The 23,196-nt window shown below is 62.6% G+C and carries 24 protein-coding genes and 1 tRNA gene; 18 read left to right on the top strand and 7 right to left on the bottom strand.

The window, feature by feature from the left end; translation table 11 throughout:
* Positions 1-60: 60 nt before the first annotated feature.
* A tRNA-Arg gene (locus tag QRN45_RS11355) sits at positions 61-134 on the bottom strand.
* A 283-nt stretch (positions 135-417) separates the two neighbouring features.
* On the opposite strand from QRN45_RS11355, the gene QRN45_RS11350 reads away from it, so the two are divergent.
* The 3 genes from QRN45_RS11350 (at position 418) to QRN45_RS11340 (ending at position 5,602) form a co-directional block, all read left to right on the top strand.
* The gene (locus tag QRN45_RS11350; protein ID WP_284763434.1) at positions 418-2,244 is read left to right on the top strand and encodes a phosphoenolpyruvate carboxykinase (GTP); all 1,827 of its coding nucleotides are present in this window, start codon (positions 418-420) and stop codon (positions 2,242-2,244) included.
* Positions 2,245-2,412: 168 nt separating this feature from the next.
* A complete protein-coding gene (locus tag QRN45_RS11345; protein WP_264637398.1) occupies positions 2,413-4,995 on the top strand; it encodes a PEP/pyruvate-binding domain-containing protein in 2,583 nt (860 codons plus the stop codon).
* Position 4,996: 1 nt separating this feature from the next.
* On the top strand, positions 4,997-5,602 hold the full coding sequence (locus tag QRN45_RS11340) for a TetR/AcrR family transcriptional regulator (protein ID WP_241709702.1): 606 nt from the start codon (positions 4,997-4,999) through the stop codon (positions 5,600-5,602).
* A 48-nt stretch (positions 5,603-5,650) separates the two neighbouring features.
* Here QRN45_RS11340 and QRN45_RS11335 read toward each other — a convergent pair whose 3' ends face one another.
* The 4 genes from QRN45_RS11335 to QRN45_RS11320 all read right to left on the bottom strand — a co-directional run bounded on the left by QRN45_RS11335 (position 5,651) and on the right by QRN45_RS11320 (position 9,336).
* On the bottom strand, positions 5,651-6,811 hold the full coding sequence (locus QRN45_RS11335; RefSeq protein WP_284763433.1) for a globin domain-containing protein: 1,161 nt from the start codon (positions 6,809-6,811) through the stop codon (positions 5,651-5,653).
* A 152-nt stretch (positions 6,812-6,963) separates the two neighbouring features.
* Positions 6,964-7,413 carry an RrF2 family transcriptional regulator gene (locus QRN45_RS11330; protein WP_241710640.1) on the bottom strand — a complete coding sequence of 150 codons (450 nt, stop codon included), beginning with the start codon at positions 7,411-7,413 and terminating at the stop codon, positions 6,964-6,966.
* Between the two features lie 24 nt (positions 7,414-7,437).
* Entirely contained in the window at positions 7,438-7,890 is a 453-nt protein-coding gene (locus QRN45_RS11325) for a hypothetical protein (protein WP_284763432.1), read from the bottom strand.
* 27 nt (positions 7,891-7,917) lie between these two features.
* Complete coding sequence (locus QRN45_RS11320; RefSeq protein ID WP_284763431.1) at positions 7,918-9,336, bottom strand: phosphomannomutase/phosphoglucomutase; 1,419 nt, start codon at positions 9,334-9,336, stop codon at positions 7,918-7,920.
* Positions 9,337-9,460: 124 nt separating this feature from the next.
* Between QRN45_RS11320 and QRN45_RS11315 the strand changes: the two genes are divergently transcribed.
* Positions 9,461-11,632 carry a RecQ family ATP-dependent DNA helicase gene (locus tag QRN45_RS11315; protein ID WP_284763430.1) on the top strand — a complete coding sequence of 724 codons (2,172 nt, stop codon included), beginning with the start codon at positions 9,461-9,463 and terminating at the stop codon, positions 11,630-11,632.
* The gene (locus QRN45_RS11310; RefSeq protein ID WP_502870714.1) at positions 11,548-13,065 is read left to right on the top strand and encodes an MFS transporter; all 1,518 of its coding nucleotides are present in this window, start codon (positions 11,548-11,550) and stop codon (positions 13,063-13,065) included. Before QRN45_RS11315 ends, QRN45_RS11310 begins: the two co-directional genes overlap by 85 nt.
* A 322-nt stretch (positions 13,066-13,387) precedes the next feature.
* On the opposite strand, the gene QRN45_RS11305 is transcribed toward QRN45_RS11310, so the two are convergent.
* Entirely contained in the window at positions 13,388-13,672 is a 285-nt protein-coding gene (locus QRN45_RS11305) for a helix-turn-helix domain-containing protein (protein WP_284763428.1), read from the bottom strand.
* 388 nt (positions 13,673-14,060) lie between these two features.
* Complete coding sequence (locus QRN45_RS11300; protein WP_284763427.1) at positions 14,061-14,300, bottom strand: helix-turn-helix domain-containing protein; 240 nt, start codon at positions 14,298-14,300, stop codon at positions 14,061-14,063.
* Positions 14,301-14,440: 140 nt separating this feature from the next.
* Here QRN45_RS11300 and QRN45_RS11295 point away from each other — a divergent pair, with 140 nt between their 5' ends.
* The 13 genes from QRN45_RS11295 (at position 14,441) to QRN45_RS11235 (ending at position 23,035) form a co-directional block, all read left to right on the top strand.
* Positions 14,441-14,695, top strand: a complete 255-nt coding sequence (locus tag QRN45_RS11295) for a hypothetical protein (RefSeq protein WP_284763426.1) — start codon at positions 14,441-14,443, stop codon at positions 14,693-14,695.
* Positions 14,696-15,058: 363 nt separating this feature from the next.
* Positions 15,059-15,310 (top strand): hypothetical protein, encoded by a 252-nt coding sequence (locus tag QRN45_RS11290; protein ID WP_284763425.1) that lies wholly within the window; start codon positions 15,059-15,061, stop codon positions 15,308-15,310.
* Entirely contained in the window at positions 15,307-15,501 is a 195-nt protein-coding gene (locus QRN45_RS11285) for a hypothetical protein (protein ID WP_284763424.1), read from the top strand. Before QRN45_RS11290 ends, QRN45_RS11285 begins: the two co-directional genes overlap by 4 nt.
* Entirely contained in the window at positions 15,498-15,827 is a 330-nt protein-coding gene (locus QRN45_RS11280) for a hypothetical protein (protein WP_284763423.1), read from the top strand. The genes QRN45_RS11285 and QRN45_RS11280 overlap by 4 nt, the downstream gene beginning before the upstream one ends.
* A gap of 61 nt (positions 15,828-15,888) precedes the next feature.
* Complete coding sequence (locus QRN45_RS11275) at positions 15,889-16,179, top strand: hypothetical protein (protein WP_284763422.1); 291 nt, start codon at positions 15,889-15,891, stop codon at positions 16,177-16,179.
* Positions 16,176-16,451 (top strand): hypothetical protein, encoded by a 276-nt coding sequence (locus tag QRN45_RS11270; protein ID WP_284763421.1) that lies wholly within the window; start codon positions 16,176-16,178, stop codon positions 16,449-16,451. The genes QRN45_RS11275 and QRN45_RS11270 overlap by 4 nt, the downstream gene beginning before the upstream one ends.
* On the top strand, positions 16,448-16,636 hold the full coding sequence (locus QRN45_RS11265; RefSeq protein ID WP_284763420.1) for a hypothetical protein: 189 nt from the start codon (positions 16,448-16,450) through the stop codon (positions 16,634-16,636). The genes QRN45_RS11270 and QRN45_RS11265 overlap by 4 nt, the downstream gene beginning before the upstream one ends.
* A 106-nt stretch (positions 16,637-16,742) precedes the next feature.
* A complete protein-coding gene (locus QRN45_RS11260; protein WP_284763419.1) occupies positions 16,743-17,030 on the top strand; it encodes a hypothetical protein in 288 nt (95 codons plus the stop codon).
* Between the two features lie 157 nt (positions 17,031-17,187).
* On the top strand, positions 17,188-18,009 hold the full coding sequence (locus QRN45_RS11255) for a YqaJ viral recombinase family protein (protein ID WP_284763418.1): 822 nt from the start codon (positions 17,188-17,190) through the stop codon (positions 18,007-18,009).
* Positions 18,009-18,605 (top strand): hypothetical protein, encoded by a 597-nt coding sequence (locus QRN45_RS11250; RefSeq protein ID WP_284763417.1) that lies wholly within the window; start codon positions 18,009-18,011, stop codon positions 18,603-18,605. Before QRN45_RS11255 ends, QRN45_RS11250 begins: the two co-directional genes overlap by 1 nt.
* Positions 18,602-19,813 (top strand): AAA family ATPase, encoded by a 1,212-nt coding sequence (locus QRN45_RS11245; protein WP_284763416.1) that lies wholly within the window; start codon positions 18,602-18,604, stop codon positions 19,811-19,813. Before QRN45_RS11250 ends, QRN45_RS11245 begins: the two co-directional genes overlap by 4 nt.
* Complete coding sequence (locus QRN45_RS11240) at positions 19,814-20,284, top strand: single-stranded DNA-binding protein (protein ID WP_284763415.1); 471 nt, start codon at positions 19,814-19,816, stop codon at positions 20,282-20,284.
* A 216-nt stretch (positions 20,285-20,500) separates the two neighbouring features.
* On the top strand, positions 20,501-23,035 hold the full coding sequence (locus QRN45_RS11235) for a DNA methyltransferase (RefSeq protein WP_284763414.1): 2,535 nt from the start codon (positions 20,501-20,503) through the stop codon (positions 23,033-23,035).
* Positions 23,036-23,196: the final 161 nt, after the last annotated feature.

Here is a 23,196-nt window from a genome sequence, read left to right as displayed (position 1 = left end):
ACTCGGCCTGGAATTTAACGAAAAAAGACCCGCACCGGAGCCGGTGCGGGTCTTGATTTGTGCGCCCAGAGGGATTCGAACCCCCGGCCTTCTGTTCCGTAGACAGACGCTCTATCCAGCTGAGCTATGGGCGCATCTTGGTGATTCTGGGGAGTTTCAAACTCGTTCCCCCCTCGAACCTCAATAAACTTTACGCGAGATCGCTGTTGGTGCCAAATCGATGCGGTGTAATCTGCCTAACTAGACCGGTCTATGTGACCTTGGTCACTAAATTTGGCAAATCTTTGACGCAGATCCTTGATTTTTAGGGGTTTTGCGTCGAAATGGTCAAGAGATCCCATGTCTGGACCCAGATTGGTCTACTCCGCGACCCCTAGCATTTAGGACACACCACTGAACCCGAGGAAGGGAACCACGATGGGCGATCTGGCGCGACTGCCGTTGCTTGAGAAGGCACCTACTACGCATGCACGCCTGTTGGCCTGGGTGGAGGAAGTAGCCGAGCTGACACAGCCGGACCGCATCCACTGGGTCGACGGCAGTGAAGCTGAAAACAAGAAGCTGACCGACGAACTCGTTGCGGCCGGCACCCTGAAGAGGCTGAACCAAGAGCTCTTCCCCAACTCTTTCGCTGCATTCTCTGATCCCGCGGACGTAGCCCGCGTGGAAGAACAGACCTACATCTGCTCCGAGAAGGAGCATGACGCAGGCTTCACCAACAACTGGATGGCTCCGGCCGAGATGAAGCAGAAGCTGCGCGGGCTGTTCGCCGGCTCCATGCGCGGCCGCACCATGTACGTCATTCCGTTCGTCATGGGCCACCTGGATGCCGAAGATCCGAAGTTCGGCGTCGAGATCACCGACTCCGCCTACGTAGTTGCCTCGATGCGCATCATGGCCCGCATCGGCACAGACGTCCTTGAGCGCATTACGCAGACCGACGCTTTCTTCGTCCCCGCGTTGCACTCCCTCGGCGCTCCGTTGGAAGCCGGCCAGGCCGACGTCGCATGGCCTTGCAACCCCGACAAGTGGATCGTGCACTTCCCGGAAGAGCGCTCCATTTGGTCCTTCGGCTCCGGCTATGGCGGCAACGCACTCCTCGGCAAGAAGTGCTACGCCCTCCGCATCGCATCCGTCATGGCCCGCGACGAAGGCTGGCTGGCCGAGCACATGCTCATCCTGAAGCTGACTTCGCCCGAGCAGAAGACCTACTACATCTCCGCGGCATTCCCCTCCGCTTGCGGCAAGACCAACCTCGCGCTGCTCGACCCCACCATCAAGGGCTGGAAGGTCGAGACCCTCGGCGACGACATCACCTGGATGCGGTTCGGCAAGGACGGCGAACTCCGCGCCGTCAACCCCGAGGCCGGCCTGTTCGGCGTCGCTCCCGGCACCGGTTGGGGCACCAACCCCAACGCGATGCGCGCTATTGCCAAGGGCAACAGCATCTTCACCAACGTCGCGCTGACCGACGACGGCGGCGTCTGGTGGGAGGGCATGACGCAGGAAACTCCGGCGCACCTGACTGACTGGCAGGGCAACTCCTGGACTCCCGAGTCCGACAAGCCTGCTGCGCACCCGAACTCCCGCTTCTGCACCCCGATCGACCAGATCGACATGCTCGCCGAGGAGTACTTCAGCCCCGACGGCGTAGAGCTCTCCGCGATCCTCTTCGGCGGCCGCCGGAAGACCACCATCCCGCTGGTCACCGAGGCCCGTGACTGGTCCAACGGCATCTTCATGGGTTCCACGCTGTCCTCCGAGACCACCGCTGCTGCGGCCGGTGCCGTCGGCGTCGTGCGCCGCGACCCCATGGCCATGCTGCCGTTCATTGGCTACGACGCAGGCAACTACCTGAACCACTGGGTCAACCTGTCCGCCAAGGCCAACCCTGAGCGGCTGCCCAAGATCTTCCTGGTCAACTGGTTCCGCCGCACTGCCGAAGGTGGATTCGCCTGGCCCGGCTTCGGTGACAACGCCCGCGTCCTCAAGTGGGCCATCGAGCGGCTTGAAGGCAAGGCCGACGCCGTCGAGACCCCCATCGGCTTCGTGCCGACCGGCGAGGCCATCGATCTCGAAGGCCTGGACATGACCCCCGCCGAGGTGGAAGCCGCCGTACGCGTCGACCCGGCCGAGTGGGAGACCGAACTGGCATCGATCGAGGAATGGTACGCAAAGTTCGGCGGTTCCCTGCCAGCCGCGCTCATCTCCGAGCTCGACGGACTGAAGGCCCGCCTGGCCTAGCCCACCTGCCGGAACCTGGCTTACGACGACGGCGATCCCGCACCTCGGTGCGGGATCGCCGTCGTCGTTTCCGCACGGTGGAGCAGTCGTCGCGGAGCATTGTGCCGTGATCGGGCCGAGAGTAGCTTTTAGAGAACCAACAGTTCTCTAATTCCGGGGGTCCGCGTTATGGACGATGCCCAGCAGCACACCAAAGACTCCACGGGGTCGGGGCCGCCTGAATCGCCGAAGCAGACCATCGCGTCCTTGGCCCAATTTGGCGTGGGGGACATCGCTGTTGCCGGCGGAAAAGGTGCCGCCCTGGGGGAGTTGGTGCGTCAGGGGTTTCCCGTGCCGCCGGGATTTATCCTCACCACGGACGCGTACTCGTCCTTCCTGGCGGAAACGAACGTGGGTGCCGCGCTGGGCGGTTTCCTGTCCGTCGGGCCGGATGAAGCTCCCGACGGCGGCGATGGTGCCGGTAGTGCGGCACTCCGGGCCCTCTTCGCCGGGGCGGAAATGCCCGGCTGGCTGCGGCAGGAGATCCTCGATGCCTATGCGGGGCTGGGCGGCGGGGCAGTTGCGGTCCGCTCCAGCGCCACGGCGGAGGATCTTCCGGGAGCCGCGTTCGCCGGTCAACAGGACACCTATCTCAACGTGCTCGGCGGAGACGGTGTAGTACAGGCGGTGGCCAATTGCTGGGCATCGTTGTGGACGGACCGGGCCATGGCCTATCGCCGACGGCAGGGGATCGATCCGCACGAGGTGGCGATCGCCGTCGTCGTGCAAAAAATGGTGCCCGCCGCGATGGCGGGCGTGCTGTTCACTGCGAACCCGGTCACGGGCGAGCGCGGCGAGATGGTGGTGGACGCGAACCCCGGGCTGGGGGAGGCCGTGGTCTCCGGGAGGGTGACGCCGGAGCACTACGTGTTGGACCGCTCGGGGAAAACGCTGAGTTTCACGCCCGGTGGCCGCGAGGTGGTGATCAGCGTGGCCGAGGGTGGCGGTACGCAGGAAAACTCCGGTACGCAAAGCACGAAACCAGGGCTCGCCGCGGAGGAATTGGCGGAACTTGCCAGGCTGGGAAGGAAAGCCCAGCAACATTTCGGCCGGCCACAGGACATCGAGTGGGCGGCGGTCGACGGAACGCTGTACATCCTGCAGTCGAGGCCCTTGACCGCCCTCCCGCCCCAACCGCCCGTCCTCAACGCGGTCCAACGGCGCGTCGGGCCGTTCTTCATCGAGATGTTCCAGGAGCGGCCCTATCCCTTGGACGTATCCGGCTGGATGAGTAGGGGGATCCTCGCCATGCTGCACGGGATGGCCGGGAGCGTGGGGGTGGTCTTCCCGGCGGTGGAGGAGTTGCTGCCGGAGGAAGACGGGGTGGTGGTCCAGCTCATCCCGCCGGTTCCGCGCCCGACTGTCCGTACGATTGCCGCGCCGCTGTCCTTGTTGCGCCGGGCGAGGCGATTCAAGGCTGCCGCCTGGACCCGGGATCCGCGTTTCTCCCTGTTCCTCGGCAACATCGAACGACTGAACGGCACGGACCTTGGCCCCTTGCGGTGGCGCGTGGTTGTTGCATTTGCCGGGGAATGCTTCGCGGCGATGCAGAGCATCACAGATTTGAGGGTTTCGTATCTGCCGGGCATCCTGGTGCCGGTGCTGAAAATGCGGTTGATGCTCTTGCTCCTGGGCAAGACGAAGCTTGCGCCTGCATTGATCGCGGGGGCGGAAACGCGGACGAGCCAAGCGAACAGGGCCCTCGAACGGCTCGCTTCCATGGCGGGGGACGATCCGGGGTTGTCCCGCGCGTTACTTGGTTCAGCACCCCGTGAGCTCCTGGACGTGGTGGAAAAGGAACCCGGTCATCGCGCATTCCGAGAGGCTTTCGAGGCGTTCCAGCTCGAGTACGGCCACCGCGAAACCACGAGCGTTGTCCTCAGTAGTTCGCCTACGTGGTCCGATGCCCCCGAGGTGGTTCTGGGGTTGGTTAAGGCCATGTCTGGAGAACGGCCTCAAACAGTTGACCAGTCCGGGGATGCGCTCGCGGCACTGAAACGCCATCCGGCCCTCCGCTTCGAACCGCTGCGTCGGCGGGTGCTCGCCGCCGTCGAGTCCGCACAAGCCGGCATGGCGTTCCGCGAGGACAGCCACTTCTACGCGACCAAAGCCATCCCGCCGATCCGCCGGGCCTACCGGGAGCTAGGCCGCCGGTTGGTGTTGGCCGGCGTGCTCGATGAGCCCGACGAAATCTATCACCTGCGGTTTGAGGAACTTGAGTCCATCAAGGACAACGACGACGGCGCGCTGCCGGCTTCGCTCCGTGACCGATTCCGGCCGCTGGTGCTGGCGCGCGCGGCGAAGCGGCGCGGGCTCGAAGGCATCCCGTTGCTCGATCCGGCTTTGCTCTTCGCCGGGAACCGCAAGGTCGAAGGGGCCCTGGTCTCCGGCACTCCGGCCAGCCGGGGCCAAGCGACCGGTCCGGTCCGTGTGATCCGTGGACCGGCGGAGTTCGGACGGTTGCGCAGTGGAGAGGTCCTCGTCTGCCCGTATACCAACCCGGCCTGGACGCCGCTGTTCCAGAGGGCCGCCGCGGTTGTGGTGGACGCCGGTGGGCTCGGCTCACATGCGGCGATTGTCGCGAGGGAATACGGCATTCCGGCCGTCATGGGAACCGGCTCTGGCACGAGTATCCTGGCCGACGGCCAACGGGTATTCGTGGACGGAACCCGGGGAGTGGTCCTGCCGGCCGCTTCGGCGGAGAGGCCTTGAGATGCCGCAGCAGCGGGATCACCGGAAGCTGCCGCGCCGCCGCGGGGCGGCCCTGAATAGCGCAATCTTCAAGGCGGTCCGGGAAGAGATCGCCGAATCCGGCTACGCAGGGTTGACCATGGACAGCGTTGCCGAGCGCGCCAGGGCGAGCAAGGCGTCGCTCTACCGGCGGTGGCCCGGGCGCGCGGCCCTGGTCCTCGAAGCAGCCTACGATGCCATGCCTGGTCCGGCGTCCGCGCCCGATACCGGTAGCCTGCGCGGAGATGCCCTCGCGATCCTGCGGCTCGTGGCCCAGCAACTGGAAGGAGCAGTAGGGCAAGCCATGCGCGGGCTCTTGGGTGAGGCGCTGCAGAATCCGGCGGTGGCGGCTGAGATCCGGGAGTACGCCCGCGGCAACGTGGCAAAGATCATGCGCGCCATCATTGAGCAGGCCGCGTCCCGCGGCGAATGCGATCCGAGCGTAGCGACGGAGACCAGGATCGAGGCCGGCCCCGCCTTGTTGCGGCAGCGGTTCATCTTCTCGGGCGCGCCGATCGACGACGAATTCCTGGTGCACGTGGTGGACGAGGTGATGCTGCCGCTGCTAATGGCCGGGCCGCCCAACTGACTCGCAGTAGGTGTCGTTTTGGGGCCTCTAAACGACACCTACTGCTTGCTAGTTGGCGAGCCAGATGTCCGGGCCGAAGACTTCGTAGTGAATCTTTGTGGCGGGGATTCCGGCGTTGATCGCTTCGTTGCGGATGTGCTTCATGAACGGCAGCGGCCCGCACAGGTACAGTGAGGCGTCGGCCGGAAGGTCCACCTCGCGCAGTGACATGAAGCCCGCTTTGGCCCCGGCCTGCGGTTCTTCTAGCCAGAGCTGCAGCTCGGCTGCGTCCAAGCGCTCGACGTCGTCCGTCATCTGGCCGCAAAGCGCCCAACTGTCCAGATTGCTTTCGGCGTGGAGCACCAGTACCCGGCGGCCGGAGCCGGAATCGGCGAGCGAACGCAGGATGGAAGCCGTCGGCGTGCAGCCGATGCCGGCCGAGGCGAGGACCACGGGACCGTTGCCATCTTTGAGCGTGATTTCGCCGTAGGGATTGGAGATCTCCAGGACATCGCCGACCTCGACGTCGTTGTGCAGCACGGGCGAAACCTCACCGCCGTCGTCGATCTTGGTCGTGAAGCTGCGGTTGGTGCCGGCGTCGCCGGAAAGCGAGTACTGACGGACCTGGCGCAAGCCGTCCGGGAGCGTGACCTTGACGCTGATGTATTGGCCCGGCAGTGCTTCGGTGATGGGGGTGTCGTCGGCCGGCTGCAGGATGAAGGTCATGGACCCGGTGCCGGCGGGAGCCTTGGACGCCACCTTCCATGGGCTCCACATTTCGCCATTGGCCTGCGCCGCGTACAGTCCCTTTTCGAGCTTGATCAACGCGTCCGCCATGAGCCAATAGACCTCTGTCCAGGCTTCGGCGATTTCAGGGGTGATGACATCGGCCAGGTCCTCCGCGATCGCGGCGAAGAGGTGCTCATAGACCACTTGGTACTGCGGCTCGGTGATCCCCAAGGATGCGTGGCGGTGTGCAATGCGTGACAGGACTGTCTCCGGCAGTGTGCCGGGGTTGCTCACCAGATGGCTTGCGAAAGCAGCGATGCTTCCGGCCAATGCCTGCTGCTGGCTGCCGGAGCGCTGGTTCGAACGGCTGAACAGCCCGTCGAGCAGCTCGGGGTGCGCTGCGAAGAGGCGGGAGTAGAACTTGGGGGTGATGTCACCAATCCGGGAGCCGACGAGCGGCAAAGTGGCCTCGATGACGGGGAAGGACTTGTCCGAGAGCATAGGTACTCCTGTCTTAATGGCCCGCGGTTGCATGCGGACCGGCCAATACTTGTATTTGAAATGCAAGTATCTATAGCTAAATTTCTACACGCTGTAGAAGGATTTGGCTAATCGGCAGCCCACCGACTGTCGGCGGGCGCTCCAACACGGCCTTACAGTCCGGATCGCAACCCGATCGCCTGGAATACAGGCGCCATTTGTCGCAAACGCGGCAGGGAGGAGACGACGACGTCGTCCAGCTCCCGGTAAAAGGCCTCCCTCGCGCGGGCCAGGGCGTGGCGCAGGCCGCATTCGGTGATCAGAGGGCAGTCGCCATGGGCGGATTGGCACTCGGCGGGGTCGGATCTGGTGTTCAGTTCCCGCAGAATCTGGCCAATGGTGGCTTTCTGTCCGGCGGCACTGAGCCTGGATCCACCGTTGCGGCCGCGCTCGACGTCGATGAGGCCCAGCTCCCGCAGCCGAACAATGGCCTTGCTGACATGGTGGTACGGAGTTCCCACGGCGTCGGCGATGTTTTGGGTCGTCAAGAGTTCACCTGCGGGCACGGACGAGAGAACCAGGAGCGCACGCAGGCTCACATCCGCGAAGGCATTGATCTTCATGCCCTCAAGCTTACGGAGTAAGGCCTAGTCCACCCATACGAGGGGTTCATTGGTGTCGGCTTCGGCGTTGTCGAAAGTGAAGCCTTCGGCAGTCCGGACATAGGGGACAACGGCTGCCATCAGCCGGCCGCCGCGATGCTCAGCTGCGGCGTGGATCCCGTCAGAGCCGTGTTCCGGAAGGACCACGTCGCTCGCAATCGCCACCGCACGGTATTCGTCACGGCCTTGGCGCAGCAATTCGAGGATGTCCGCCAGCATCAAGTCTGTGTCGACGCTTCCCTCATCGTCCGGCTCTCCAGGGGTTACGAAGACGATCCGAAGTTCGTCATCCTCATCGAGAGTGACAGCGAAGGGCAGGAATCCTCCGTTTTGTTCCAAGTGTTCCTGTGCCGTTGCCAAGGCGGCACCCAGGGTTTCACGCACTTCACGGAGTTCGTGTTCCTCAGTGCTTTCGAGGCCTTTGGTTGTGGTGCTCATGCTGCTGCTCCCTTCCGGGGCTGCCTGCTAGGACCGGACCAGCGCGAGGACGCGGTCCCGGACCTTTTCCATGGTGGCAACGTCCTTCGCCTCGGCGTTCAGGCGCAAGAAGGGCTCCGTGTTGGACGGACGAAGATTGAACCACCAGCTGCCGTCTTTCGCGGTGAAGGTGCTGCCATCCATGGTGTCCACGTCGACGTCTTCGCCGTCGAAATCGACGCGGACCCGCTCAATGGCCCCTGCCTTGTCTTCGATTTCGGAATTGATTTCACCGGAAGAGACGTAAGGCTCGTACTGGCGGCCAAGCTCGGACAGCGGACCGTCCTGCTCGCCCAATGCCGCCAAGACGTGCATGGCTGCGAGCATGCCGGTGTCGGCGTTCCAGAAATCGCGGAAATAGAAGTGTGCCGAGTGTTCGCCGCCGAAGACGGCTCCTTCTTCTGCCATGACGGCCTTGATGAACGAGTGCCCCACGCGCGTGCGCACAGCCCTGCCACCATCCATCGCCACGAGTTCCGGGACTGCCCGCGAGGTCAGCAGGTTGTGGATGATCACGGGGGTCTCTTCACCGGCGGCCTGTGCGCGGGCGATTTCCCGGCGCGCAACCATCCCGGTGATGGCAGACGGAGATACCGGTTCGCCCTTCTCGTCGATCACGAAGCAGCGGTCGGCGTCACCGTCGAACGCCAGGCCGATATCCGCGCCGTGCTCGATGACTGCGGCCTGCAGATCGCGCAGGTTTTCGGGCTCAAGGGGATTGGCCGGATGATTCGGGAAGGAGCCATCCAACTCAAAGTACAGGGGGACGATCTCGAACGGCAGGGCGGGAAGCAGCTGGTCGCCAAGCACTGCTGGGGTGGTCAGCCCGGCCATGCCGTTTCCGGCGTCGACGACGATCTTCAGCGGACGCGAGCCGTTCAGGTCAACCAGGCTGCGCAAGTACTCCGAGTAGTCCTTCAGGACATCGCGGGTGCTGATCTTGCCCTGCACCTCTGCGGCCGGAATGCTTCCCGTGTTGAGGTACTCCTCAGCCATTGCCTGGATTTCCTTGAGGCCTGTTTCGGACGAAATCGGCTGGGCGCCGGCCTTGGACATCTTGATGCCGTTGTACTCGGCGGGGTTGTGGCTTGCGGTGAACGTGGCGCCGGCTGCATTGAGGGCGCCGCACGCGTAGTAGAGCTCGTCGGTGGAGATGAGGTCCAGGAGCTGGACATTGGCGCCGCGACGGGCGGCGCCGTCGGCGAATGCCTTGATGAATTCAGGGGATGACGGGCGCATATCGCCGCCAACCAGCACAGTCTCGCCAGCGAGGCCGAGGGTGTCGACGAAGGCCGCGCCGACGGATTCCACGATGTGGGATGTGATGGATTCGCCGACGATTCCCCGGACGTCATAGGCCTTGAAGGAAGCCGAGAGGTCAAATGTCTTGTTCTGCTCGCTAGTCACGCGCTCAATCTTACTGTGGAGCGAGGTCGTCGCTACGCCGGGACTTCATCTATGTTGAAAACGTTTGTCCACATAGATGAAGTCACGGGTTCTGGCTGTCTGTGGGGGCTGGAATACTGAAGCCATGCCCAACAACCCGGATGCTGCCCTACTCGCAGCAGAACAGTCCACCACCCGGCTGCAGGCCCTTGAAGTACTGAAAGAGCTGGTCGGAAACGCGGACGCCCGATTCCACGACGGCCAGTACGAGGCGATTGAGGCCCTCGTCGACGCCGGAAGGCGCGCCTTGGTGGTGCAGCGGACGGGCTGGGGCAAGTCGGCTGTGTACTTCGTCTCGTCGTTGTTGTTGAGGCGCCGGGGCGCAGGTCCCACCCTCATCGTTTCGCCGCTGCTCGCACTCATGCGGGACCAAGTGGCGGCAGCCGCACGTGCTGGCGTGAGGGCCGTTGCGATCAACTCCGCCAATCAACTTGAGTGGGACAACGTCCGGGAGCAGCTGGCCGCGGACGAGGTTGATGTACTCCTGGTTTCGCCGGAGCGGCTTACCAATCCTTCGTTTCGGGAGAACCAGCTTCCCGAGCTCATTCGGCGCACCGGTCTCCTGGTGATTGACGAGGCACACTGTATTTCGGACTGGGGACACGATTTCCGCCCCGACTACCGGCGCATCTCCGACCTCATCGAGCAACTGCCGGACAGTGCTCCAGTGCTCGCCACCACAGCCACGGCCAACTCCCGGGTGGTCCACGACATCGAAGAGCAGCTCGGTGCCGGAGTATTGACCATCCGCGGGGAGCTCGGCCGTGAGTCCTTGCGGCTGGGGGTCTTGAAGCTCGCCGATTCGCGGGATCGCCTTGGGTGGTTGCTGACCCACCTTGCAGACATGCCAGGCAGCGGAATCATCTATGCGCTGACCGTTTCGGCCGCTGAAGACACCGCCAGGCTCCTCTCCGAGGCAGGCCACAACGTCTTGTCCTACACCGGACGGACGGACCCCGCGGATCGCGAGCGGGCCGAGCAACTCCTTAAGGACAACGAGGTGAAGGCGCTGGTTGCCACGTCGGCGCTCGGCATGGGCTTCGACAAACCGGATCTCGGGTTCGTCATCCACCTTGGCGCGCCGTCATCCCCGGTGGCCTACTACCAGCAAGTCGGCCGTGCCGGCCGTGGCGCAGCAAATGCCGACGTGCTTCTTCTGCCCGGATCCGAGGACCGCGAGATCTGGCAATACTTTGCGACTGCGTCAATGCCGTCGGAGGAAAAGGCCGCCGCCGTGCTCAACGTCTTGGCCGAATCCGGCTCTGCCTTGTCCACCGTGGCACTCGAAGCGCGGGTGGACCTGCGCCGGACTCCCTTGGAACTCCTGCTGAAGGTCCTGGCCGTGGATGGAGCGGTGGAGCGCGTAGGCGGTGGCTGGAAATCCACGGGACGTCCCTGGATTTACGACGCCGAGCGCTACGCCCGTATCGCCGAGGCACGGGTGGACGAGCAGGATTCCATGGTGATCTACCAGGACACCGCCGGGTGCCGCATGGAATACATCACCGCGGTCCTGGACGACGAGTCCGCGCGTGAATGCGGCCGCTGCGACAATTGTGCCGGCAAGTGGTTTCCGGCGGACGTGGCAGCAGCAGCCGCCGACGCCGCCGGTCAAACCCTGCGGCGAGCGGGTCTTGCGCTCGAACCCAGGCTTCAATGGCCCAGCGGCATGGACCGGCTGGGCGTGAGCGTGAAAGGCAAGATCAAGCCGGAGGAGTTGCTGTCCGAAGGGCGCATCCTGGCACGCCTGACCGACCTCGGCTGGGGTGGTGCCCTCCGTGAACTCTTTGCCGCCGGGGCGGCTGACCGCGAGGTTGAACCTGCCATGTTGCAGGCCTGCGTACAGGTCTTGCGCGAATGGTCTGCCGGAGACGGCCGATCCACCGGGTGGAGCGGTCAAGGGCGCCCGGCTGCCGTCGTGAGCGTTCCGTCCAGGAACAAACCGGTGCTGGTCGAATCCCTGGCCCGCGGCATAGCCGGAATCGGCCAGATGCCGTATTTGGGTTCCCTCCAACTCCAACACGGGGGACCAACGGGCGGGCGGGGCGGCAACAGCGCCTATCGGCTGGCCGGCGTCTGGGAGCGCCTTGTGGTGGGTCCCGAACTTGGAGAGAGCCTTGCCTCGCTCGGCGGTCAAGGCATCCTCTTGGTCGATGACCTGGCGGACAGCCGATGGACGATGACCGTTGCCGGCCGGGCCCTCAGGCAGGCGGGAGCCGGATCAGTGCTGCCTCTCGTCCTCGGTCAAGCAGCGTGACCGGCTCCGTCCCGGACGTCCAGTCCGAATCCAAGTGGCAGCCGCGGCTCGCTTTGCTCGTGGCCGCCACCTTTTTCATGGAGTTCCTGGACGGAACAGTCCTGACTACTGCCATGCCGAGCATCGCGGCCGACTTCAAAGTGGTCTCGGCCGACGTCAACATCACCATGACTGCCTACTTGGTAACCGTGGCGATGGGGATTCCGCTCAGCAGTTGGCTCGCGGAACGCTTTGGTGCGCGTCGGATTTTCTGCCTGGCGATCGCCGTGTTCACCTTGGCTTCGCTGCTTTGCGCTGCGAGCCAGAACCTCACCCTGCTGACCTTGAGCCGCGTGGCACAGGGCGCTGGCGGGGCCATGATGGTTCCGGTAGGGACTCTCGTAGTGTTGCGTGGCACGCCCAAATCGGAGCTCCTCCGAGCCACGGCATTCCTTGTCTGGCCTGGGTTGCTGGCGCCCGTTTTAGCGCCCCTTGTGGGCGGAGCTTTCACTACCTATCTGTCCTGGCACTGGATCTTCCTGATCAACGTGCCGCTGGGCCTCGCAGCCTTCATCGCAGCCCTGAGGCTGGTTCCGCGTACGGGAGGCGATGCTGGCCGACGGCTCGATTGGCGCGGGCTCACGCTCACCACCTTCGGTGTCGGATCGCTTGTTGTGGGTCTTGAAGGGATTGGCGGTCATGGTGGCGGTGTGGTGCCGGCAGTCGTGCTGTTGGCCGGTGCATTGGCATTGGCCGGAGCGGCCTGGTGGATGCTCAAGGCCAAGGCTCCGCTCTTCGATCTCCGGGTTTTCGCCACGCGCACGTTCCGGGCCACCTCCACCGGAGGGTTCATCTATCGCCTGACCATCAGCTCGGTGCCTTTCCTGCTGCCATTGTTGTTCCAGGACGGCTTTGGCTGGGATCCGCTGAGGTCCGGAGCCATGGTGGCCGCGGTATTCGTCGGCAACATCGGCATCAAGCCCGCAACGACGCCCATCATTCGGCGGTTCGGATTCAAACCCGTGTTGGTCTTCGCCTCATTTGCCTCGGCCGTCACCTTTGCCGCTTGTGCAGCGCTCAATGCGGGGACTCCGGAGCCGCTGATTATCGCTTTGCTCCTGGCCAGCGGGGCATTCCGTTCGATCGGATTCTCGGCGTACGCCTCCGTGCAGTACGCGGACATTGTTCCGGGGGAGCTTCCCTCTGCCAACGCGGTGTCGGCAACATTGGTTCAACTGGCCGCGGGTGCCGGTATCGCAGTGGGTGCGCTCTTCCTGCGTCTCTTCGACCATGTGTCGCTTTTCGGCGGCGGCCCATCCTCCGCGTACCGTAGCGCTTTCCTCGCGATGGCTGCCGTGATGCTCCTGAGCACGGTGGACAGCCTCACCCTGCACCGACACGCCGGAGCCGAAGTCAGTCGTGGTGTTGCGAGCAAGGCCCAGAAGCGGCGCTAGGGCTGCGAAAAATTCAAGGACCTTGTCAGCGGCCTCTCGCGCTCGCGGTCCCTCGGTCCCATGGGCTCGCGGTCCGGCAAAAGGCCCGGGACGCAAAAAGGCCCCGGTCCGAAGACCGGGGCCAAAACGCGGAGACGGGGGGATTTGAACCCCATTTCCAAGACCGGCTTGAACACCGATCCTACCTTACAAACAAAGGGGAGTAGGCTCATTTGGCCCGGAATATTGAAACCGGAAAAACCGGCGAATTGGGGGGACTTCGGAGCGGCTTCCCCCCAATGGGGGGCCGGAATTGGGCTCGCCTGCCGCATGCTGGGCGACGCTAGGAAGGACGTTCCGGGGGAGTCTCAGTGGAGAGCCCAGCGGCATCGACGGCCGCCGCGATGAGGGCCAGGATGTCTTCGCCGAGGGCCTTGCAGATCGCCTCGATGTCGTTGGCCGTGAAAGCGACCTTGTCCAGTAGGCGTCGCGACAAGTAGCTCTGCGAGATGCCCGTCCGCCCGGCCAGCATAGGACCGCTTACGCGCTGGCGTGCCATAGATTCGCGGATCTCAGCCGAAATGGCGCGCGCGAACGGGCCGGCTTCCGGCTGTTTACCTGTGGGCATAGACATGATCGTAAAGCCCCCTCGGGCCTGAATCCTTGAGGGGCGCGATTCTACCCCATATGGCTTAGATAAGTCCATATGGGGTAGATGCGCGTAACGATATAGCTCCCTTCGGGCAAACTCGGACGGCAAAGGCGAGATTAAAAAGTCCTACCCCATATGGGGTAGATTTGGCCCAGCGAAAGAGGCCTCAGGGTACTTTCAGAATCGTCGTGTATGCGCTTTGTCGGATGCATCGACTATGGTCTTGACTAGAACATATCTTCGAAAAAATGGGGAGCATCAATGATGGCGGGCGTATCACTTCATGGCGTAACGGTGGCGATCCGGACGGTAAAGGATCTAGGCGACTACGCGGCCATGGCTGGCATACTCGCGTCAGCGCTCGTTAGGAGAGTCGAGTCTCAGCACGCTCCATCAGAACCTGAGCAGTAAGCCCCAGGGCTTCGGCAACCTTGAAGAAGGTAGGCATCGGCATCGACTTGTGGCCCTTGATGTAGTGGTTCATCGCGGGCCGCCCGATGCCTACCGCCTCGGCCAGGTCCTTCTGTGTCATGCCGCGTTCTGCCAGCTCAACAGTGATCTGTTTTGCGAGCGCCGCTTCTAAACGCTCTCCATAAGTAGCCATATGAGAAACTTTAGTATCCGTTCGGGTCGATTTGCAACACATCCGACTACTCATGTAGTGAGATGACTACTTGAATTACATCCTTGAGATTACTCGTTCGGATACTTGCGATTACTCGAACGAGTACTTACAGTAGTTTTATGACTACTCCCCAAGGTGGATCAAACCACGCCACAGACTGCGAAATCGCACACCGTATCACCAACGCCTTGATCGTCAAGGGAACCAACGTCCGAGCCCTATCCGACGCAACCGGGATCTCATACCCGACACTACGCCGCAGCCTCACCGGCGGCCGCAGCCTCACCTTCCTAGAGTTCGGAAAGATCGCCGGGGCCATAGACGTCCCCCCATCAACACTCCTGCCGGCCACCCTCACTGGAAACGCGGCCTAGGCAATGACCAGGCATTCAGAGTCCTATGCAACGACGCAGGACATGGCGGCCAAGTACCGGATAAGTGACGACACGGTTCGGACAAAGGCGCAGACAGGGGAGTGGCCATGTGATCGCATAGGCCGCCTCTACCGATTCTCTCCAGACCAGCAAGACGAAATAGCACAGATCATCGCCGGAACGCGACGCGGCGGATACGACAAAGACCGCATCGCCGCCGCACTCCGCAAACTCTCCGCCTAAGCACCACCCCGCCGCTTAGCCGGCCTCGCCACTCTCTGGCACCCTTCGCCCACGTCTGGGCAAACACCATGAACTAACCATCACTCTCGTGTTCTTTGCGAGAAGAAGGGTCTATTTGTCATGCCATCGAAACCTGATTACCTGTCCAAACTCTCCACCTACAACGCCAAGCACGGCATCACCGCCACATTTTCCGAGATGAAGAAGACCGCTCGCCGGATGCAAAAGCTGCATGACGAGCGCGGCCCGGTCGACCTCGACGCTTTCTTCCTTGATCATCAAGATCCCACCGGCGAAACCGCCGTCGAGAATGTCCTCGCCGAACGCGCCGCCCAGAACGAAGCCAACGCAGCCAGGCGGTTGGCAGCATGAACGACCGGACTGTTACCCGCGCCGCACGTCATGGCGTCCAGACGGTCCCGGTTGAGTCCGGGAAACCGAAGCAGAAGCAGTACGAACCGAAGTTGCGGCCGGAAGAGATCACCCTCGCTCTGGAGATTGCCCGGCAGAAACGCATCAAAGAAGACATCGAAGCCTACAAGGCTCGGAGGTTGGCAGCGTGAACGCCCGCGACAAGATCCGGAAGGTCATCTACCAATCGAACCGGGCCAACACTCAGATTGACCTCAAGGGCAACCGCCGGCTCAAGGGCAGTCAGTTGGCTTGGGCTGGTTACGCCGCGGACGCTCTCATGGCTGACGGCCACCGCAAGCCCATCGTCATCGGTTACGCCGTCGTCGGCGGCAAGTCCGGGCAGTTCGTTCGGTCCTTTGGCGCCGACGAGCGGGACGCGGCCCTAGCTTTCGCGGATGAGTCCACGCGCGATTGCGCGGACATGGGCATCGACTTCGACTACCGCGTTGCCGAGATCGTTGAGGCGGGGTCATGAAGGCCGACGACGAGTACACCGATGTCCACACCATTTTGCGCGAGACGGCGGTGAGCTGTGCATGAGCAAGCCACTCGAACTGACAATATTTCCGCCGATTCCAGAATGCCCGCCACGTTCCGATTTTGGATACGCGTACGAGGACTGGGCTGACAACCGATCCATTGAGCGCGAGCTTGGCGCCAAGAAGCGGCTCACGGACGCCGAGCTCGCAGCCGAGTACTGGTCGGCTCACGCGCTATGGGAGCGCGCCATTCGCGGGCAGTCCTTCATTGAGTTGATCTTCGAGCGTGAAGCCGAGATCTGGACGCGATTCGCGACGCTCCCGCATTACGACGAGGTCGACTCGTGAAGGCCGCGGTCCTTGAGGACAACAACTGGATTGAGGACGCCGTGGCGACGATCGACGCGATCTCCCTCGCGCATGAAGTGTTCTCAGCCGACGACCTGCGCCGTGAAATGCGGCCACCGGCGCACAAGAACTGGCCGGGCAAGGCTCTCGCGACCGCCCGCAGAGAAGGTCTTATCCAAGCCGTCGGCTACCAGACCTCGACCAGCAAGTCCCGCAAGCACGGCGTGACCCGAACCTGGGCCCGCAAAACCAAGAGAGAAGGAACCCAATGAACGGTCTTCAGTTTCTTGTGTTCGCCGCCACCATCGTTGGCGCCGCAACCATGATCCCTGCCGCCATGCGCCATGACCGGCTGCTTGAGGAACCCGAGGACATCGACTACGACCTGCTCGACGCCGAGCGTGACACCCGCGCCGCTGATGATGCGGACGCTGCCCGAAAGGAATACGGATTCTAATGACAACCACACCCCGCCGCGCCAACCGTTGGACGCTTGGCCGCCGACTCGCTGACCTCATCCCGCACGTTCTCCCGGGCCGCCACCACATCATTTGGGAAGCGCGATGAGTGCCGAACTCATGGCCCGGAACCCGGTGACGAACCCGACGCCGGCCGAAGTGTTCAAGAAGGCACGCGAGCACAACATCACGGTTATGGAGGCCCGCCGCGTCATCATCGCGGCCAACAAGGTAGAGGCCGTCGTCACGATCCCGACCGCAACCCGGCCGATCGACTTGCCGAACTACGGTCTCGATCCGGAACGCAACTACCGGCTGATCGCGAAGTTCCGCGCCATGCCCCGGGCCCAGCTCGAAGACATCTTCAACTCCGAAACGGCGACCGGTGGGTAACCCTTACTGCCCCAAATGCGGCCACCACCACACTGACCGGTGCAACGCCGTCAACCACGACGAAGAAACCGACGCAGCCAGCCGCTGCGGCTGCATCCGATAACCACGGCCCCCACGAGGGGCCTTTTTCATACCCAAAACAGAGAAGAGCAAACACATGAGCCTACGAGTGTTCAGAAACCTTGAGCAAGGGTCTGACGAGTGGTTAGCCGCACGGTGCGGGATTGTGACAGCGTCCGTCGTCGGCCAGCTTGTGACTTCACGCCAGCCGTCAGCGATAGAAACTGACTGCCCGGAATGTGGCGCATTTGTCGCTGACCCTTGCACCGGGAAGCGCTCACCCGGCCCACTGAAAACTCTCCACCCAGCGCGCGCAGCAGCGGCACGCGGGATGGAACGGGTGATCGCCGCAGACAGTAACAGCGACACGTCACGTGGCCTCACTGCCACGCTCGTAGCCGAACGCATCACAGGGCATGTCGAGCCAATGCAGGTTTCAAGAGACATGGAACGCGGCGCCCTGGACGAGCCCTACGCCCGCAACATTTACAGCGAATACCACGCACCCGTCACGGAGATTGGCTTCATGGTCCGCGACGACTGGGGATTCCGCATCGGCTACTCACCAGACGGTCTCGTTGGCGAGAACGGCCTGATTGAGATCAAGTCCCGGAAACAGAAAATCCAGCTCAAAACCATCATCGAAGACGAGGTGCCAGCAGAGAACATGGCCCAGCTTCAGACTGGCCTGCTTGTATCCGGCCGGGAATGGATCGACTACGTGTCCTACTGCGGTGGGATGCCCCTCTATACCAAGCGCGTCGAACCAGACGACCGCTGGCAGCAAGCCGTTGTCGAAACGGTTAAGACCCTTGAAGACAACGCGGAAGACATCATTTCCCGCTACCTGGCCGCCGTCGAAGGCCTGCCGATGACCGAACGCATCGACCACTTCGCAGAATTGGGGATCACCTTCTAATGGACATATCAAAGGCGCTAGTAGCCAAATCGGACCAACTCAACGCCTCAGACCTCACCGGATCGCCGATCGTTGCAACGATCAAGGACGTCCGTAAAGGTGACACAGCCAAGCCGGTAATTGTTGACCTTGAGGGCATGGACGGCCGCCCTTGGAAGCCATCTAAGGGGATGCTGCGGGTAATCGCGCACGCATGGGGCACTGAATCCGATATGTGGATTGGGCGGCTGGTAAAGCTCGCCAACAACCCCGAAGTGATCTACGCGGGCGAAAAAGTCGGCGGGGTTGAAGTGGTCGCAATGTCGCACATTGATGAGCCGTTCACCATCCCTGTGCGCATCAGCCAGAAGAAGGTAAAGCAACACACCGTGGCCGTCCTGTCTGAACCCTCTACCGAGCCGTGGCGGGCGCAATGGCAGGCGATCACCAACGCGCTGACCGCAGCCGGGTATGAAGGCGACGGCCCCAAGATGCTCGCCACCGCAGGGCAGGTCATAGGCGCGGCATGGGATCACCCGAACAAGATCAGCGCCGAGGATGCGCAGAAAATCCTTGCAGCAGTACGAGAAGACAACCACCAGGAGCAGACCGCATGAGCAAGATTATCCGCCTCGAGTCGACCAACTATAAAAGGCTGAAGGCAGTTGAGATCGTCCCGGATCCGGACGGCAACCTCGTCATCGTCGCCGGGAAGAATGGGCAGGGCAAGACGTCCATCCTCGACAGCATCACCGCGGCACTGGGTGGGGTGAGCGGGAAGACCACGCCTAAGCCGATCCGTGACGGCGAGGACCGCGCCGAGATCGTCCTCGAAACGGAAGACCTCATCGTCACTCGCAAATTCACCGCTTCCGGACCGACCCTCCTCGTCAAGTCGCACGATGGCGCGGTGTACCCGAAGGGCCAGGCGAAGCTTGATGACATGCTCGGCAGGCTGTCCCTCGACCCGCTGGCATTCACGCAGCTATCTGATCGGGACCAACTGGCCACTCTGCTGGATCTCGTGAAGCTGCCGTTCGACCCGGACAAGCTGGCTGCCGAGCGCAAAGAGCTCTTCGATGAACGCACTGAGGTCAACCGCGAGCTGAAGAACGCGAAGGCTGCAGCGGCCGCTATCACGGTCACGAAGGAAATGGCCGACCTTGAGCCCGTCAGCGTGACTGACCTGCTGAAGGAATTCCGAGACGGCCAGACCCTCAACCATCAGATCGACGTTGCTCTTACCGCCCGTGACGGATGGGCCGACAAAGTCGAGCGAGTCAAGCGCGAACTGGCTGATGCAGAGTGCCAACTCAAGCTCGCTGAAGAACGTCTGGCCACGGCGCCGGCGAAGGTTGATCTGGAAGCAATCCAGACGCAGCTGGATAACGCAGAGCAGACCAACGCCGACGTCCGGCTGTTCGAGTCTTGGATCCGCGCCAGCGATGAACTCAATGAGCTCGAGGCTGAAGCCATAGAGCTGAGCGCGAAACTCGAAGCTATCGACAAGCAGAAGGCTGATGGCCTGGCTTCCGCAGTTTTCCCGATCGATGATCTTGGCTTCGATGACACGGGCGTGACCTACCGGGGTGTGCCGTTCAAGCAAGCCTCCGGCGCCGAGCAATTGCGCGTCTCGCTGGCCATGGCGATCGCCCTGAATCCGAAGCTGCGCGTCATCCGCATCGCCGACGGTTCACTGCTCGACTCCGACAACCTGGCGCTGGTCGAATCCATCGCCCGCGAGCACGACTTCCAAGTCTGGATCGAAATGGTTGGCGACGGCGACGGCCGCGGGATTGTGATCGAAGACGGGATGGTTGCCTAGATGGCTGGCGAGACCTTTATTACGGTCATCGGGAAAGTCCATGAGGTAACCGACCCGAAGTACATGGATGACGGATCTGCGGTTACCAAAGTCACCGTCATCGGTAATCCCCGGAAGTTCAACCGGCAGAAGAACGAATGGGAAAACAAGCCAGGCAAGTTCTGGGACTGCCGAGCATGGAACCAAGGCAAGATGCTGCTCGCCGACAACGTCTCGAACACCTTGAAGAAGGGTGACAACGTCATCCTCTACGGCGAGCTCGAAACCCGTGAATGGGAGATTGAAGGCGGCCAGAAACGCCGCGCCGACCAGCTGCGTATCGAAACCATCGGCAAAGACCTCCGATGGCACCAAGCACCCGCCAATGACGTCCCGGCCGCAGCCCCGGCCGACCAAGGATGGGGCGCTGCCCCAGACACCTCCGGCAGTTGGGGAAACCAGCCGCAGACCAGCCAACCCGGCTGGGGATAACCGCACACCTGTACTACCAAAACGCAAGGCCCCACTGCGGGCCTTTTTTCATGCCCGCGGCGCCCGGACCCCCTGCCGGGCGCCGCGCACCAAACGAAAGAAGCACATGCCAAACCACGCACAAGAAGTCCAGGCCATCGCCAACGTGATGCGCCAGAACCGAAACCAATTCAGGGCCGCTGCAAAGCGGCCCTTTTCATACCCAAAGGAGGACCGATGAGCACCACCTTGGAATACAAAGACTTCCTCCGCGCCAAAGCTGACTTCGAGCGGAACTACGGGCATCCCGTTCCGGCGACGGCCGTTAACCCAATCCTCAAAGAGCACCAGCGCGACATTGTGCGCTGGGCAGTCGAAGGCGGACGGCGGGCGATCTTCGCAGCCTTCGGACTCGGCAAGAGCATCATGCAACTCGAAACGCTGCGCCTCACACTGGCGCACGCTGGCGGCCGGGCCCTGATCGTCGCGCCGCTCGGAGTCCGCGGCGAGTTCATTCGCGACGGCCGCAAGCTCGACATCGATGTGACCTTCATTCGCAGCGTGAAGGACATGGCCTTTCACGGCGGTGGCATCTACATCACCAACTACGAGACCGTGCGTGACGGAAAGCTCGACGTCAACGAGTTCACGGCCGTCAGTCTGGACGAAGCCGGAGTGCTCCGAAGCTTCGGCTCCAAGACCTACCAGACGTTCCTCAGCCTGTTCGACAAGGTGAAATACCGGTTCGTTGCCACCGCGACGCCATCGCCCAACCGATACAAGGAGCTCATCCACTACGCCGGATTCTTGGGCGTCATGGACACCGGCCAGGCGCTCACCCGCTGGTTCCAGCGTGACTCGACCAAAGCGAACAACCTTACGCTCTACGAGCACAAGCGCGAAGAGTTCTTCATGTGGCTGAACTCGTGGTCGATCTTCCTCCAGAAGCCATCCGACCTCGGGTATTCAGATGAAGGCTACGACCTGCCGCCGCTGAGCATCGACTGGTGCGAGGTTCCCGTCGACCACTCCACCGCCGGAGTTGACCGCGACGGCCAGGCACGAATGTTCCGTGGCGGCGCCAAGGATCTCCAGGGCGTCGCCAAAGAGAAGCGCGACAGTCTCCCGGCCCGCATCGGGAAGCTCATGGCCATGGTCGAAGAGCACCACGCCAAGGACGACGGCCAAATCATCCTGTGGTGCGACCTGAACGACGAACAGGCTGCCATCGAAGCGGCGCTCAAGGCCGCTGGGATGAGCTATTCCAGCGTGCACGGCTCGCTCGACACTGACGGGGCAGAACGACGCCTCGATGAGTGGCGGGACCGCGAAACGTATGCGCTCATCGGCAAGCCCGTCATGCTCGGCCAAGGCCTCAACCTGCAGCAAGCGAACAAAGCGATCTTCGCCGGCGTCACCTACAAGTTCAACGACACCATTCAGGCCGTCCACAGGACGCACCGCTTCGGCCAGACGCGGCCGTGCTTCGTGCACCTGATCTATGCCGAGTCCGAAACGGAAGTCGTTACCGCCCTCAAAGACAAGTGGGCGCAACACCGAGAGCTGACATCCACCATGACCGACATCATCAAAAAGTACGGGCTCGCCCGGAACTCCATCACCGAAGCCCTAACCCGCTCAATGGGCGTCGAGCGCATCGAAGCATCCGGCGAGGGTTGGACCCTGGCCAATAACGATTGCGTTGACGAAGCCACCAACTACATGGCCGAGAACAGTGTCGACATGGTTGTCACGTCCATCCCCTTCAGCAACCACTACGAGTACACGCCGTCGTACAACGACTTCGGGCACACCGACGACAACGACCACTTCTGGGCGCAAATGGACTTCCTCACCCCGCAGCTACTGCGCGTGATGAAGCCAGGCCGGATCTACGCCTGCCATGTGAAGGACCGCATCAACTTCGGCAACGTCACCGGCGCCGGCATCCCAACCGTGAGCCCGTTCCATGCGGAGGCCTTGTTCCACGGCATCAAGCACGGCTTTGACTACATGGGGATGGTCACCGTCGTCACCGACGTTGTCCGCGAGAACAACCAGACCTATCGGCTCGGGTACACGGAGATGCGCAAGGACGGAACGAAGATGGGCGTCGGCTCACCCGAGTACATCCTGCTCTTCCACAAGCCGCAGACTGACCGGTCCAAGGGTTACGCCGACGATCGGGTGACCAAGGAAAAGGACGACTACTCACTCGCCCGATGGCAGGTCGACGCTCACGCCAACTGGCGCTCAAGCGGCGACCGTCACCTCACCCCGGACGAGCTCGCTGCGCTGCCCGTCGAGCAGCGGTCACGCCTGTTCACGGATCAGACGCTCCGTGAGGTCTACGACTACGAATCGCATGTCGAGATCGGCGAGGCGCTGCAAGGAAAGGGCGCGCTGCCAGCAACGTTCATGTCCCTGATGCCCGGATCCTGGGCGCCGGATGTTTGGCACGACGTCAACCGGATGCTCACCCTCAACGGCGAACAGAAACGGCGCAACGTCCAAATGCATGTTTGCCCGCTCCAATTCGACATTGTTGACCGGCTAATCAACAGGTACACCAACCCGGGCGACCTCGTATTCGATCCCTTCGGCGGTCTAGGCACAGTCCCGCTCCGGGCCTTGAAGCTTGGCCGCCGCGGCCGCTCCAGCGAGCTCAACCCCGGATATTTCCTCGACTCCGTGAAGTACCTCGAAGCCGAAGAACGCGAGCGCGGAATGCCAACCCTGTTCGACCTCGAAGAGTTGCCCGAAGCGTCATGACATACGTGTACCGGGACCCCGAGAGATGGCACCCGGTGCACGAACCAGAGATTGAACCGGCACCAGAACCACCGCCACCGCGGCCAGCCAAGCCCATCCCGCCAAAGAAGAATCCGCTCCCATTACCCGCGCCAGTCTGGGGCGGGAAGCTCGGCCTTCAA

The sequence above is a fragment of the Arthrobacter sp. efr-133-R2A-63 genome (assembly GCF_030209795.1).
Taxonomy (GTDB): domain Bacteria; phylum Actinomycetota; class Actinomycetes; order Actinomycetales; family Micrococcaceae; genus Arthrobacter; species Arthrobacter bambusae_A.
This window is presented reverse-complemented; position numbering and strand designations above follow the sequence as displayed.

Bases quoted from the DNA above. Each gene is read 5' to 3' on its own strand.
- QRN45_RS11350 (WP_284763434.1), top strand. From the start codon at position 418: ATGGGCGATCTGGCGCGACTGCCGTTGCTTGAGAAGGCACCTACTACG.
- QRN45_RS11345 (WP_264637398.1), top strand. From the start codon at position 2,413: ATGGACGATGCCCAGCAGCACACCAAAGACTCCACGGGGTCGGGGCCG.
- QRN45_RS11340 (WP_241709702.1), top strand. From the start codon at position 4,997: ATGCCGCAGCAGCGGGATCACCGGAAGCTGCCGCGCCGCCGCGGGGCG.
- QRN45_RS11335 (WP_284763433.1), bottom strand. From the start codon at position 6,811: ATGCTCTCGGACAAGTCCTTCCCCGTCATCGAGGCCACTTTGCCGCTC.
- QRN45_RS11330 (WP_241710640.1), bottom strand. From the start codon at position 7,413: ATGAAGATCAATGCCTTCGCGGATGTGAGCCTGCGTGCGCTCCTGGTT.
- QRN45_RS11325 (WP_284763432.1), bottom strand. From the start codon at position 7,890: ATGAGCACCACAACCAAAGGCCTCGAAAGCACTGAGGAACACGAACTC.
- QRN45_RS11315 (WP_284763430.1), top strand. From the start codon at position 9,461: ATGCCCAACAACCCGGATGCTGCCCTACTCGCAGCAGAACAGTCCACC.
- QRN45_RS11310 (WP_502870714.1), top strand. From the start codon at position 11,548: ATGGACGATGACCGTTGCCGGCCGGGCCCTCAGGCAGGCGGGAGCCGG.
- QRN45_RS11305 (WP_284763428.1), bottom strand. From the start codon at position 13,672: ATGCCCACAGGTAAACAGCCGGAAGCCGGCCCGTTCGCGCGCGCCATT.
- QRN45_RS11300 (WP_284763427.1), bottom strand. From the start codon at position 14,300: ATGGCTACTTATGGAGAGCGTTTAGAAGCGGCGCTCGCAAAACAGATC.
- QRN45_RS11295 (WP_284763426.1), top strand. From the start codon at position 14,441: ATGACTACTCCCCAAGGTGGATCAAACCACGCCACAGACTGCGAAATC.
- QRN45_RS11290 (WP_284763425.1), top strand. From the start codon at position 15,059: ATGCCATCGAAACCTGATTACCTGTCCAAACTCTCCACCTACAACGCC.
- QRN45_RS11285 (WP_284763424.1), top strand. From the start codon at position 15,307: ATGAACGACCGGACTGTTACCCGCGCCGCACGTCATGGCGTCCAGACG.
- QRN45_RS11275 (WP_284763422.1), top strand. From the start codon at position 15,889: ATGAGCAAGCCACTCGAACTGACAATATTTCCGCCGATTCCAGAATGC.
- QRN45_RS11265 (WP_284763420.1), top strand. From the start codon at position 16,448: ATGAACGGTCTTCAGTTTCTTGTGTTCGCCGCCACCATCGTTGGCGCC.
- QRN45_RS11260 (WP_284763419.1), top strand. From the start codon at position 16,743: ATGAGTGCCGAACTCATGGCCCGGAACCCGGTGACGAACCCGACGCCG.
- QRN45_RS11255 (WP_284763418.1), top strand. From the start codon at position 17,188: ATGAGCCTACGAGTGTTCAGAAACCTTGAGCAAGGGTCTGACGAGTGG.
- QRN45_RS11250 (WP_284763417.1), top strand. From the start codon at position 18,009: ATGGACATATCAAAGGCGCTAGTAGCCAAATCGGACCAACTCAACGCC.
- QRN45_RS11245 (WP_284763416.1), top strand. From the start codon at position 18,602: ATGAGCAAGATTATCCGCCTCGAGTCGACCAACTATAAAAGGCTGAAG.
- QRN45_RS11240 (WP_284763415.1), top strand. From the start codon at position 19,814: ATGGCTGGCGAGACCTTTATTACGGTCATCGGGAAAGTCCATGAGGTA.
- QRN45_RS11235 (WP_284763414.1), top strand. From the start codon at position 20,501: ATGAGCACCACCTTGGAATACAAAGACTTCCTCCGCGCCAAAGCTGAC.